Raw genomic sequence first — 12,048 nt, 5'->3', positions numbered from 1 at the left:
TGAGCCTGAGCGCCGATCCCGGGGCGCTCGCGGAGGCCCTGGACCGGGCCGAGGCGCACGAGCGGGAGCTGGGCGCCGAGCAGGACGGGATCCGCGAGCAGCTGGGCGGTCTGCGTGCCCGGCGCCGCGAGCTGGAGGAGGCCGAGGGCGCCGCCGAGCTGCACGCCCGCGCGCAGGAGGAGCTCGCCGGGGTCGCCGACGCCGCCGAGCGCTACCTGGTGCTGCACCTGCAGCGCGAGATCCTGCGCCGCGAGCTGGACGCCTACGAGCGCAGCCACGCCTCGCCGCTGCTGGTGCGGGCCGGTTCGCTGCTGGAACGGCTGACCGGCGGCCGGTTCGTCGCGCTGCGGCCGCCGTCCGAGCCTGGGGCGGGCGCCCGGACGCTGGTCGCGGTCCGGGCCGACGGCGAGGAGCTGACCCCGCCGACGCTGTCCGAGGGCACCGCGGACCAGGTGCACCTGGCGCTGCGGCTGGCCGGGATCGAGCAGCTGCAGGCGGACCGGACCGCGGCCGGGCTGCCGCCGGTGCCGGTGGTGCTCGACGACGTCCTGATGACCTTCGACGACGAGCGCGCCCCGGCCGCGATCCGGGTGCTCGCCGAGCTGGCCGGGTCCGCCCAGGTGCTGCTGTTCACCCACCACGAGCACCTGGTCGGGCTGGCCCGCGGCACCGGCGTCGAGTTCACCGTCGCCGAGCTGGGCCCGCCGTCGCGGATCGAGCCCGTGCTCGACGCCGGCGCCGCGCGCGCCACCCCGCTCGCGGGCTGATCCGCCGCGGTCCGCACACTGCGTGGATGGACGCGTGTGGTGAGCGGTTCGTGATCGTCTCCGGGGACTGCCGGGCCGAGGTGGACGAGGTCGGCGGCGGCCTCGCCGGGTTCGTGCAGGGCGGCCGGGTCCGGGTGGAGCCGCATCCGCCGACGGCGCGGCCGGCGAAGGGCTCCGGCGCGGTGCTCGCGCCGTGGCCGAACCGGGTCCGCGGGGGCCGGTGGAGCCTGCGCGGCGCGACGCAGCAGCTCGCGCTGACCGAGCCCGCGGCGGGCAACGCGATCCACGGGCTGCTCCGGCACGTGCCGTGGACGCTCGCCGACCGGGCCGGCGACCGGCTGGTGCTGACGGCGGTGGCGCCGGTCCAGCCGGGCTGGCCGCAGCCGGTGCGGGTCCGGATCACCTACACCGTCGGTGCGGGCGGGCTGGGCGTCGAGACCGAGGTGGAGAACCTCGGGTCCGCGCCGGTGCCGTTCGGCCTGGGCTTCCACCCCTACCTGCGGGTCGGTGACGTCCCGGCCGACGACCTGGAGCTCACCCTGGCCGCCCGGACCCGGCTGCCGCTGCGCGAGCAGCTCCCGGACGGTCCGCCGGAGCCGCTGGACCGCCCGTTCGCCGGGACCCGGCTGGCCGGGACCGAGCTGGACGACGCGTTCGGCGGCTGCGTGCCCGTGGAGGGCGACGACCTGGTCCGGCACCGGGTGGTCGCCCCGGACGGCGGCGGCACCGAGCTGTGGGCGGACCCGGCGTTCGGCTGGGTCCAGGTCTTCACCCCGGCGGACTTCCCGCGGCACGGCCCGGACGGGGTGGTGACCGCGGCCCGGGCGGTCGCGGTGGAGCCCATGACGTGCCCGCCGGACGCGCTGAACTCGGGCACCGACCTGATCGAGCTGGTCCCCGGCGAGCCGCAGGTGCTGCACTGGGGGATCACCGCCACCGGGTGATCCACTTCACCGGACGGCGCGGAATCCCGGTCGATGGTTGAGCGTTCTACCTTCTGTGACTGCGACGACTGCGACGACCGAGACTGCTGCGACTGCTGCGGCCCAGCTCCCCCTGCCCGTCCTCGACGACGCCGGCCGCACGGCACTGTTCACCGAGGCCCGCACCGCGAACACCTTCACCGACGAGCCGGTGTCCGACGAGACGCTGCGCTCGATCTGGGAGCTCGCCCAGTGGCCGCCCACCGCGGCGAACACCCAGCCGCTGCGGGTGACCTTCGTGCGCACGGCCGAGGCGAAGCAGCGGCTGCTGCCGCTGCTCGCCGAGGGCAACCGCGGCAAGTCCGAGCAGGCCCCGGTGATCGCGATCCTGGCCGCCGACCTGGACTTCCACGAGCACTCGCCGGTCACCTTCCCGGTCAAGCCGGACTTCCGGGAGGGCATGGAGGCGCAGGGCCGCGAGGGCCGTGAGGGCATGGCCCGGTTCAACGCCGGCCTGCAGATCGGCTACCTGCTGCTCGCCGTCCGCGCGCACGGCCTCGCCACCGGCCCGATGGCCGGGTTCGACGCCGACGCCGTCACCGAGGAGTTCCTGCCCGGCGGCCGGCACCGCGCGCTGCTCGTGGTGAACATCGGACACCCGGGCCCGGACGCCTGGTTCCCGCGCCTGCCGCGGCTGGCCGCCGAGGACGTCCTCACCTTCGCCTGAGCCCGCGGGTCACGCCGCTCGCAGGCAGCCGTGCAGCGCCCCGAGCAGCCGGTCGGCCCGGTCGTCGACGTCCTCGGCGCGCATCTCGTTGGTCAGGAACGAGAAGCCGATCCGCCGCTCGGGCCAGGCGCCGTGCCGCCCGCCGCCCGCGCCGCTGTGCCCGAACGCGACCGGCTCGGGGCCGAACGTGCCGAGCCGGTCGGCGAGCTCGAAGCCGAGCCCGAACCGCAGCGGCCGGTCGTTCACCGCGTCGGTGCCGGTCGCGTGCGTGCGCACCGCACGGGCCAGCGCGGCCGGCCGGACCGGTGACCGCGCCGGATCGGTCAGCGCCGCGTAGGCCCGGGCCATCGCGGGCGCGCCGGCCACCGCCGCACCGGCCAGCGCACCCGAGCGGTACCAGCCGGGGGAGTTGACGGCGTCGGCGTCGTCGAGCAGCACCCGGTACATCCGCTCGACGACCCGCCGGCGCCGCGGATCGTCGAGGAACGTCGAGATCCGGTAGCCGGGCGCCCGGACGATCCGGGCGGGCTCCGGCGGCGCGGTCGCCAGGAACACCCGGGCACCCGGCACCCGGCCGACGACCTCCTCCAGCACGACCCGCGGATCGGCGCCGCCGGTCGCCCGGCGCAGCAGCTCGGCGACCAGGTTCCCCCAGGTCAGCGCGTGATAGGCGACCCGGCTGCCGGGCTCCCACAGCGGTGTCTGGCGGGCCAGCGCGACGGCGCAGGCCCGGTCGTCGAGCGCGTCGGCGGCCGGCGGCTCCGGATCGACGTAGGGCAGCCCGACGGTGTGCGCGAGCACCTGGGCGACGGTCGCGGTCGCCTTGCCGCCGGCCGCGAACTCCGGCCAGTACCGGACCACCGGCGCGTCCGGGTCGAGCCGGTCGGCGAGCGCCGCGCAGGCCGTCGCGGCCAGCCCCTTGGTGCCGGAGAACAGCACCGCCACCGTGTCCCGGGTCCACGGCCGCCCGGTCACCGGGTCGGCGAGCCCGCCGTGCAGCTCGACCAGCGGCACCCCGTCCCGGACCACCGAGAACGCCGCGCCGCCGCGCGCGCCGGCCAGCACGTCGGCGAACGCGTCCGCGACCGCGGAGAACCCGGGCGCGACCGGGCCGCGCGGCGCGGACCGCGCGGCCGCCGGATCCCCGCTCACCGCACGGCGGCCATCGACGGCGTGTGCTCCAGCAGCTGCCGGGTGTAGGCGTGCTGCGGGTCCGCCAGCACGTCCTCCACGGTGCCCTGCTCCACGATCCGGCCGCCCTGCAGCACCGCGATCCGGTCCGCGACCTGCCGGGCCAGCGCGATGTTGTGCGTCACGAACAGCATCGCCGTGCCCAGCTCGCGGCGCACCGTCGCGAGCAGGTCCACGATCGCCGCCTGCACCGACACGTCGAGCGCCGAGGTGACCTCGTCGCACACCAGCACGTCCGGCGCGGTGACCAGGGCCCTGGCGATCGCCGCCCGCTGCCGCTCGCCGCCGGACAGCCCGCCCGGGTAGCGCCCGGCGAACGTGTCGTCCAGCCGGACCTGGCCGAGCATGTCCAGCACCCGGGCCCGGCGGGCGTCGGCGTCGAGATCGGTCAGGTGCCGCAGCGGCACCTCCAGCGAGCTGGCGACCGTGCGCCGCGGGTTCAGCGAGGCGAACGGGCTCTGGAACACGTACTGCACGCTGCGCAGCTGCGCGTAGCTGCGCGGGGTCGCCAGCGGCTCGCCGCGCAGGGTCAGCGATCCGGTGTCGAGATCGAGCAGCCCGGCCAGCCCGCGGGCCAGGGTCGTCTTCCCGGAGCCGGACTCGCCGAGCAGCATCAGGCACTCGCCGGGCCACAGCTCCAGGTCGATGCCGTCGAGCACGGTCCTGGGCCCGTAGCTCTTCCCGGCGCCGGTCACCTGCAGCAGCGGGGCGCCCGCGTCCGCACCGGACGGCGCCGCGTCCCGCTCGACGATCCGGTCCAGATCGGGCACCGCCGCGATCAGGCTCTGGGTGTACGGGTGCTCGGGTGCGGTGAGCACCTGGCGCACCGTCCCCGTCTCCACCACCTCACCGGCCTGCATCACGGACACCCGGTCGGCCAGCCCGGCGACGACGGCCAGATCGTGGGTGATGTACAGCGCCGCCGTCCGGGACCGGGTGACCAGCTCGCGGACGGTGTCCAGCACCAGGTCCTGGGTGGTCACGTCGAGACCGGTGGTCGGCTCGTCGAGCACGACGACGTCCGGCCGGTTCGCGAACGCGGCCGCGATCCCGACCCGCTGCTGCTGCCCGCCGGAGAGCTGGTGCGGGTAGCGGCCGAGGAACGCGTCGTCGCAGTCCAGTCCGACGTCGGTCAGCACCTCCTGCACCCGGGCACCGACGTCGCCGTCGTAGCCGTGCGCCTCCAGCACCTCCGCCACCTGGGTGCCGATCCGCAGCAGCGGGTTCAGCGACAGCGCCGGGTCCTGCGGCACGTAGCTGACCAGCCGCCCGCGGATCCCGCGGATCGTGGCCGGCGGCACCGTGAGCAGGTCGTCGTGCGACTCGGTGTGGCCGTCGAAGCGGATGGTCCCGCCGGTGTGCACCAGCCCGGTGCGGAAGTGGCCGAGCGCGGCGAGCGCCGCGGTCGTCTTGCCCGATCCGGACTCGCCGACCAGGGCGAGGATCTCGCCGGGTGCGACGGCGTAGTCCACCCCGTGCAGCACCTCCCGGCCGCCGGTGGTCCCGACCCGCAGCCCGCTGCAGGCGATCGTCGCGGTGGCCGTGGCCGTGCCGCCCGGTCCGCTCGCGTCGTTCCCGGTCATGATGCGGCCTCCCCGGTCGTGTCGGCCGACTCCTTGGCCAGCGCGTCGGTGATCATGTTCGTGCCGACGGTCAGCACCGCGATCGCGAGCACCGGCAGCAGCACCCCCCACGGCGTGACGATCAGTGCGATCCGGTTCTCGTTGATCTGCAGGCCCCAGTCCGACGCGGGCGGCTGCACCCCGAGCCCGAGGAACGACAGCGACGCGACGTAGCCGATCGAGTACGTCAGCCGCAGGCCGAGCTCGACCATCAGCGGCCCGGTGATGTTCGGCAGCACCTCGGTGGCCAGGATCCGCCGCCGCGGCACGCCGTACATCCGGGCGGCCAGCACGTAGTCCTGCCCGGCGACCGACAGCGTCGCCTGCCGGGCGACGCGGGCCACCCGGGGGATGTGCGTGATCCCGATGACCAGCACCAGCAGCCAGCCCGACGAGCCGAGCACGGCCACCGCCAGCAGCGCCAGCACCAGCTGCGGGAACGACAGCAGCACGTCGCCGCCGCGCATGATCAGCGCGTCCAGCCGGCTGCTGCGGTCACCGGCGGAGTACCCGGCGAGCATCCCGGCGATCGCGCCGCCGACGATGCCGATCGCGGTCGCGGCGAGCGCGTAGAGCAGCACCGGCCCGCCACCGGCGAGGAACCGGGTGAGCACGTCGCGGCCGAGATCGTCGGTGCCGGCGACCCCGTCGGACTGGAACGGCCGGCCGGCGAAGTCGTCCACCCCGTAGCCGGTGAGCAGCGGGCCGAGCAGCGGGCCGAGCAGCGCCACCGCCACGACGACCAGCGTCAGCACCGCCCCGATCCGGGCCTGGCGGCGGCGGAACGTGCGCCGCAGCAGTCCTGCAGGAACAGCGGGGGCACTCATGCGCCACCTCCCGACGCGTGACGGATCCGCGGATCGGCCAGGATCCCGGCCACGTCCGCGGCGAGGTTCACCAGCACGTAGAACGCGGCGATGATGAGCGTGATCGCCTGCACCACCTGGACGTCGCGGTTCGCGACGGCGTCGATCAGCGCCTGCCCGATCCCGGGGTAGCGGAACAGGAACTCGACGACGACGACGCCGCCGGCCAGCCAGGCGAGCTGCAGCGCGATCACCTGCGCGACCGGCCCGATGGTGTGCGGGACGGCGTGCCGGACGAGCACCGTGCGCTCCGGCAGGCCCTTGAGCCGGGCCATCTCGACGAACCCGGCGTCCAGCGCCTCGGACAGCGTCGCCCGGGTCATCCGCACCACGTACGGGATCACCACCAGGGCGAGGGTGAGCACCGGCAGCACCAGCTGCTCGGGCCGCGCCCACACCGGCTCCCCGGGCCGCGCGATCGTCACCGACGGCAGGATCTGCAGCACCGACGTGGCGAACAGGACGACCAGCAGGACACCGATCACGAACTCGGGCAGCGCGGCCAGCACCAGGCTGGAGCCGGAGAGCACCGAGTCGGTCCGGGTGCCGCGGCGGGTCGCCGCCCAGGCGCCGAGCGCCAGCGCGACCGGGGTGCTGATCAGCGCGGTCAGCACCAGCAGCAGCGCCGAGGCGGCGATCCGGCCGCCGAGCAGCTCGGACACCGGGCCCTGGGTGGCGGCGGAGAAGCCGAGATCGCCGGTGAGCACACCGCCGAGCCAGGACAGGTACCGCTCCCAGGCCGGCCGGTCGAGGCCGAGCTGCTCGGTCAGCGCCGCCACCCGCTCCGGGGTCGCCTGCTGGCCGAGGATCGCCCGGGCCGGGTCGCCGGGCAGCAGCAGCGTCGCGGCGAAGATCAGCAGCGACACGACGAGCAGCACCAGCACGCTCACCAGGAGCCGCTTCACGATCATCTTCGTCAGCAGGCTCATGCGGCCACCCACGCCTTCCGGAACTCGTATCCGGACAGCGACAGGCCGGTGCGGTTCGGGACCAGCCCGCCGACGTAGCCCTGGTGCGCGTCCACCCGGTCCGGGAAGCCCCAGATGAGGTAGCCGCCGCGGTCGAACTCGATCTGCTGGGCCCGGCGCACCAGCTGCGCCCGCAGGTTCGGGTCCACCTCGGACCGGGCCCGCCGGATGACGGCCTGGTACTCGGCGTCGTCCCAGTGGGTCTCGTTGAACGGCGCGTCCGGCATCGACGACTGGGACGCCTGCGGGATGTAGTTGCGGGTGTTCCAGAAGCTCTGCGCGAACTCCCACTGCAGGTACTGGTCGGAGAAGAAGGTGGAGGTGTCCACCCGGCGCAGCCCGATCTCGACGCCGGCCGCGCGGGCCTGCGTCGCGTACACCTGCGCGGCCTCGACGGTGCCGGCCTGGATCGGCGAGGTCACCAGCTCCAGCGACAGGTTCGGCCGCCCGGCCGCGGAGAGCAGCTCGCGCGCCCGCTCCAGGTCCTGCTCGCGCTGCGGGTCCAGGTACTCCGGGTCGAACCGGGCGTACAGGTCGACCGCGGGGGCGCCCAGGCCGGACAGCACCTGGTTCACCATCTGCTCGCGGCCGGCGACCAGGCGCAGCGCCTGCCGCACCCTGACGTCGTCGAACGGCTCGACGTCGACCCGCATCGTGATCGGCAGCCACGCCCCGGTCCCCGAGGTGAGCAGCCGGATCGACTCGTAGGACCCGACGACCTCGGTCAGCGACAGCGGCACCTGGTCGATCGCGTCGACCTGGCCGGACAGCAGCGCGTTGATCCGCGCGTCGTCCTCGGAGAAGTTGATCAGCTCCAGCCGGTCCACCCAGGGCTGGTCCGGACGCCAGTAGCCGTCGTGCCGGACGAACGCGCTCTGCTGGCCCGGGCTGAACGACTCGAACCGGAACGCCCCCGTCCCGACCGGCCGCGTCACGTCGAAGTCCGCGGGCACGATGCCGCACGAGTACTCGCCGAGGTACTGGTCGAACACCGGCGACGGCTCGCTCAGCACGAACCGGACCTCCCGCTCGCCCGCGACGACGATGTCGTCCAGCACCCCGAGCTGGGACGCCCCGGACTTCGGGTCGTCCGGGTCGGTGATCCGGCGGAAGGTGGCGACGACGTCGTCCGGGGTGACCGGACGACCGTCGTGGAAGGTGATGCCGGCCCGGATCGTCGCGGTCCAGGCGCGCGCCCCCGGCTCGGGGCGGACCGCCTCGGCGACGGCCGGCTGCAGGGTGTACGCGTCGTCCCAGTGCAGCAGCGGCTCGTAGAGGCTCAGCGTGCGGGCGATGTCCGGGTTGGTGGCCGGGCTGTGCGGGTCGAGGGTGTCCGACGCTCCGCCGCCGGTCACCCCCACCCGCAGGACCCCGCCGCGGCGGGGTGGCCCGGCGTCCCGGGCCGCGGCGGGACCGCCGCAGCCTGCGAGCAGTGCCACCGCCCCCAGGCCGGCCGCGCCGGCGAGCAGGCGGCGCCGCGAGAACGGCGCCGCTGTCGGGCTGATCATGAACTTCTCCTCCGGGCAAGGCCCCGGAGTCCTGCCCCGGGGCCGCGGTCGCGGGCTCAGGTCGGGGGCCGGCGCACCACCGTCCCGTCGGGTTCGGCACCGGCCGGGCCGACCGGGGCGATCGCGCGTCCGGCGTGCGTGGGCTGCGGCCCGTCCCCGGTGAGCGCGTCCAGTGCCGCGGCGACCGGGTCCGGGAACGGCAGCGTCCCGTCCGGGCCGACGTGCAGGCACATCAGCTCCTCGGTCGCCGAGGGCGCGCCGGCCGGGTCCACGTACAGCTCGTGCCAGAGCCGCAGCCGCTTGGCGTCCCGGCCGAGCACCCGGGTGCGCACGGTCAGCGGCGCGTCCGGACCGATCTCGGCCAGGTACCGGACGTGCGCCTCCACCGTGTACAGCGAGCAGCCGGTCGCCGCCCGGTAGGCCGCGTCCATCCCGGTCCGCTCCATCAGCGCGGTCGTCGCGTCGCCGAACACCAGCACGTAGTACGGCTCGGAGAGGTGCCCGTTGTAGTCGATCCACTCCGGGCGCACGGTGTCGGTGTGCACCAGCGGCTCCGCCGGCTCAGCCACGGTCGCCCCCGGCCGCCCCGGCCGCGCGGGCCGCCTCGACCGCGCGCCGGACGGCGATGACCGCCCGGTCCCGCTCGGCGACCAGCTCGGCCATCGGCCGTCCACCGGCGCTGACCTGCGCACCCGCCACCATGTCGTCGCGCAGCGCGGAGGTGAGCTCGGGGGCGTCCAGCCGGGTCCACGGGGCCTTCAGCGACGGTCCGAAGTGGTCGAGCATGTGCGCCATGCCGCCCTCGCCGCCGGCCAGGTGGAAGGTCAGGCAGGGGCCGTGCACCGGCCAGCGCAGGCCGGGCCCGTCGGTGATCGAACGGTCGATCTCCTCCGGGGTGGCCTCGCCCTCGGCGACCATGTGCAGCGCCTCCCGCCAGATCGCCTCCTGCAGCCGGTTCGCGATGAAGCCGGGCAGCTCCCGGTCCATCTCGATCACCGACTTGCCGATGTGCCGGTAGAACTCCGCCGCCCGCGCGCTCGCCCAGGGCTCGGTCGCGTTCCCGCCGACCACCTCGACCAGCGGGATCAGGTAGGGCGGGTTGAACGGGTGCCCGACGACCAGCCGGCCCGGGTCGGCGGCCTCGGTCGCCATGTCCGACATCGGGAAACCCGAGGTCGACGAGGCGACGACGACGTCCGGCCCGGCCGCGGCGGCCAGCTCGGCCAGCAGCGCCCGCTTCAGGGTGAGGTCCTCCGGGGCGCTCTCCTGCACGAAGTCGGCACCCGCGACGGCCTCGGCGGCGGTCGGGAACAGCTCCAGCGCGTGCGGGTCGGCGCCGGGCGCCAGGCCCAGCTCGGTCAGCGCGGGCCAGGCGGCGTCGATGGTGCGGCGCAGCCGGTCGCCGGCGTCCGGCGCCGGGTCCCAGGCGCGCACCCGCAGCCCGCGGGCCAGGAAGTAGGCGGCCCAGCCGCCGCCGATCACCCCGGCGCCGATGCAGGCGACGGTGCGGATGCCGCTCACCGGGCGCTCAGACACCGGCCCGCTCCTTCAGTCCCAGGCTCTCGCGGGCCTGGTCCGGCGTCGCGACCGTCCCGCCGAGGTTCTGCACGATCTCGACGGCCCGCTCGGTCAGCTGCTCGTTGGTCGCCTTCACCCCGCGGGCGAGATAGAGGTTGTCCTCCAGCCCGACCCGGACGTGCCCGCCGTGCAGCATCGACTGCGCCACCCAGGGCAGCTGGTCGCGGCCGATCGAGAAGGACGCGAAGTTCGAGCCGGGCGGCAGCAGGTTCACCATCGCGGCGAGTACGCCCGGATCGGCGGGGGCGCCGTACGGGATGCCCATGCACAGCTGGAACAGCGGCGGCGCGTCGATCAGGCCCTCGGCGACCATCGTGGACGCGAACCACAGCTGGCCGGTGTCGAAGATCTCCAGCTCCGGCTTCACGCCGAGCTCCTGCACCCGCTTGGCGCCGGTGCGCAGCATGTCCGGGGTGGACACGTAGAGCTGGTTGCCCTCGCCGAAGTTCAGCGAGCCGCAGTCGAGCGTGCAGATGTCGGGCAGCAGCTCCTCCACGTGCGGGAGCCGCTCGAGCGCGTTGACCAGGTCGGTGCCGTCCACCGGCTTGAGCGGGTCCTCGGCGTCGATCACCAGGTCACCGCCCATGCCGGCGGTCAGGTTCAGCACGACGTCGACGCCGGCGTCCCGGATCCGGGTCACCGTGTCGCGGTACAGCTCGACGGCCCGGGACGGGTCGCCGGTCTCGGGATCGCGCACGTGGATGTGCACGACGGCGGCGCCCGCGCGGGCGGCCGCGATCGCGTCGGCGGCGATCGCGGCCGGGGTCACGGGGACGTGCGGGCTGCGGCCCACGGTGTCCCCGGCCCCGGTCACCGCGCAGGTGATGATGACGTCACGGTTCATCCGGTCTCCGTCCGGTGGGTGTCCTCCGGCGCCGCGAGCACGGCCCGGTCGATGAAGTCGTGCAGCACCGCGCGCATCTCGGCGGCCCCGGTGCCGGGGGTGCCCGCCATGACCTGGATGCCGAGGCCGTCGATCAGCGCGGTGAGCTGGTGGGCCAGCGGTTCGGCCCGGCCGGCGACGAACACGCCGGTGGACGCGCCGTCCTGCAGCGTCATCAGCACGCTGCGGTACCAGCGGTCGTAGGAGTCCCAGTAGAGCTCCCGGCGCGCCGGGTCGATCGCCGACTCCGCCCACACCTGGATCCAGATCGACCACTCGCGGCGCAGCAGCTCGCCCTGCGGCAGCTGCAGGTCGATCAGCCGCAGCAGCCGCCGGTGCGGGTCGGTGATCTCGTCCAGCTCGGCGACCTGCCGGTCGAACGCGAGCTTCACGTTGTGCCGCAGCGCCTCGTCCAGCAGCTGGGAGCGGGTGGGGAAGTGGTAGTGGATGGCCGCCGGGCTGGTGCCGCACTCGCGGGCCACGTCGGCCGTCCGCACCCGGTGGTAGCCGTGGTCGGCGATCAGCCGCCAGGCCGCGTCCAGGATCCGGCGCCGGGTCCGCCGGGCGCCCTGCGTCCCGGCGTCCGTGCCGTCCGGCCTGCCGCCGGAGGCCGCGGATGCTGCGGCGACTGTGGAGCCTGTGGAGCCTGTGGAGACGACCGTGGCTGCGGCGCCGCCCGGCACCGCGGTGTGCGTGCGCGCGTCGTCGCGGCCGTGCAGCAGCCGGTTCACCGTCTCCCCGGTGACGTCGGCGATCGCGACCAGCTCGGCCGCGGCGAACCGGCGGCGGCCGGCCAGCGACTTCGACAGCTTGGTCTCGTCCAGCCCGATCGCGGCCGCGAATCGGCGCTGCGTCCACCCGTCCCGGTCCAGCAGCTCACGCACCCGTGCGGCCACGGCGGGAACGGAGCGGGGATCGGTCATCGCGGAGCACGGTAGTGCCAGACTTGCGTATTTCGCAACGTTTGATCATCGACCGCGCTGCGTACAGGCCCCTTGCGGGGACCTGTCCGGCG

11 protein-coding genes are annotated in these 12,048 nt (G+C 75.0%); 2 read left to right on the top strand and 9 right to left on the bottom strand.

Translation table 11 applies throughout. The features are described from left to right. Positions 1–793: 793 nt before the first annotated feature. The gene (locus ABD160_RS02105; protein ID WP_344017838.1) at positions 794–1,711 is read left to right on the top strand and encodes an aldose 1-epimerase family protein; all 918 of its coding nucleotides are present in this window, start codon (positions 794–796) and stop codon (positions 1,709–1,711) included. A 55-nt stretch (positions 1,712–1,766) separates the two neighbouring features. Beyond that, positions 1,767–2,417: a malonic semialdehyde reductase gene (locus ABD160_RS02100; RefSeq protein ID WP_344017837.1), complete on the top strand. Its 651-nt coding sequence runs from the start codon at positions 1,767–1,769 to the stop codon at positions 2,415–2,417. 9 nt (positions 2,418–2,426) lie between these two features. Here the strand turns inward: ABD160_RS02100 and ABD160_RS02095 are convergent, their stop codons facing one another. Genes ABD160_RS02095 through ABD160_RS02055 form a run of 9 tightly spaced genes read right to left on the bottom strand, consistent with a single transcriptional unit; the run spans position 2,427 to position 11,956 of the window. Then, positions 2,427–3,569 carry a serine hydrolase domain-containing protein gene (locus tag ABD160_RS02095; protein ID WP_344017836.1) on the bottom strand — a complete coding sequence of 381 codons (1,143 nt, stop codon included), beginning with the start codon at positions 3,567–3,569 and terminating at the stop codon, positions 2,427–2,429. Then, positions 3,566–5,191 (bottom strand): ATP-binding cassette domain-containing protein, encoded by a 1,626-nt coding sequence (locus tag ABD160_RS02090; protein ID WP_344017835.1) that lies wholly within the window; start codon positions 5,189–5,191, stop codon positions 3,566–3,568. Before ABD160_RS02090 ends, ABD160_RS02095 begins: the two co-directional genes overlap by 4 nt. Beyond that, entirely contained in the window at positions 5,188–6,057 is an 870-nt protein-coding gene (locus tag ABD160_RS02085) for an ABC transporter permease (protein ID WP_344017833.1), read from the bottom strand. Before ABD160_RS02085 ends, ABD160_RS02090 begins: the two co-directional genes overlap by 4 nt. Then, entirely contained in the window at positions 6,054–7,025 is a 972-nt protein-coding gene (locus ABD160_RS02080) for an ABC transporter permease (protein ID WP_425563565.1), read from the bottom strand. Before ABD160_RS02080 ends, ABD160_RS02085 begins: the two co-directional genes overlap by 4 nt. After that, positions 7,022–8,572, bottom strand: coding sequence for an ABC transporter substrate-binding protein (locus ABD160_RS02075; protein ID WP_344017832.1), 1,551 nt, complete (start codon positions 8,570–8,572; stop codon positions 7,022–7,024). Before ABD160_RS02075 ends, ABD160_RS02080 begins: the two co-directional genes overlap by 4 nt. Positions 8,573–8,628: 56 nt before the next feature. Next, positions 8,629–9,141 carry a thioesterase family protein gene (locus tag ABD160_RS02070; RefSeq protein ID WP_344017831.1) on the bottom strand — a complete coding sequence of 171 codons (513 nt, stop codon included), beginning with the start codon at positions 9,139–9,141 and terminating at the stop codon, positions 8,629–8,631. After that, positions 9,134–10,108 (bottom strand): 3-hydroxyacyl-CoA dehydrogenase NAD-binding domain-containing protein, encoded by a 975-nt coding sequence (locus ABD160_RS02065; RefSeq protein ID WP_344017830.1) that lies wholly within the window; start codon positions 10,106–10,108, stop codon positions 9,134–9,136. The genes ABD160_RS02070 and ABD160_RS02065 overlap by 8 nt, the downstream gene beginning before the upstream one ends. Next, the gene (locus ABD160_RS02060) at positions 10,101–10,994 is read right to left on the bottom strand and encodes a beta-keto acid cleavage family enzyme (RefSeq protein WP_344017829.1); all 894 of its coding nucleotides are present in this window, start codon (positions 10,992–10,994) and stop codon (positions 10,101–10,103) included. The genes ABD160_RS02065 and ABD160_RS02060 overlap by 8 nt, the downstream gene beginning before the upstream one ends. Further along, positions 10,991–11,956, bottom strand: coding sequence for a TetR/AcrR family transcriptional regulator (locus ABD160_RS02055; RefSeq protein WP_344017828.1), 966 nt, complete (start codon positions 11,954–11,956; stop codon positions 10,991–10,993). Before ABD160_RS02055 ends, ABD160_RS02060 begins: the two co-directional genes overlap by 4 nt. Positions 11,957–12,048: the final 92 nt, after the last annotated feature.

Origin of the sequence: Pseudonocardia kongjuensis (assembly GCF_039526905.1) — a bacterium.
GTDB classification, from domain to species: Bacteria; Actinomycetota; Actinomycetes; order Mycobacteriales; family Pseudonocardiaceae; genus Pseudonocardia; species Pseudonocardia kongjuensis.
Note: the sequence above shows the minus strand (reverse complement) of the source record. Positions and strands in the feature narration are given on the sequence as shown.

Bases quoted from the DNA above. Each gene is read 5' to 3' on its own strand.
- ABD160_RS02105 (WP_344017838.1), top strand. From the start codon at position 794: ATGGACGCGTGTGGTGAGCGGTTCGTGATCGTCTCCGGGGACTGCCGG.
- ABD160_RS02090 (WP_344017835.1), bottom strand. From the start codon at position 5,191: ATGACCGGGAACGACGCGAGCGGACCGGGCGGCACGGCCACGGCCACC.
- ABD160_RS02085 (WP_344017833.1), bottom strand. From the start codon at position 6,057: ATGAGTGCCCCCGCTGTTCCTGCAGGACTGCTGCGGCGCACGTTCCGC.
- ABD160_RS02080 (WP_425563565.1), bottom strand. From the start codon at position 7,025: ATGAGCCTGCTGACGAAGATGATCGTGAAGCGGCTCCTGGTGAGCGTG.
- ABD160_RS02075 (WP_344017832.1), bottom strand. From the start codon at position 8,572: ATGATCAGCCCGACAGCGGCGCCGTTCTCGCGGCGCCGCCTGCTCGCC.
- ABD160_RS02060 (WP_344017829.1), bottom strand. From the start codon at position 10,994: ATGAACCGTGACGTCATCATCACCTGCGCGGTGACCGGGGCCGGGGAC.
- ABD160_RS02055 (WP_344017828.1), bottom strand. From the start codon at position 11,956: ATGACCGATCCCCGCTCCGTTCCCGCCGTGGCCGCACGGGTGCGTGAG.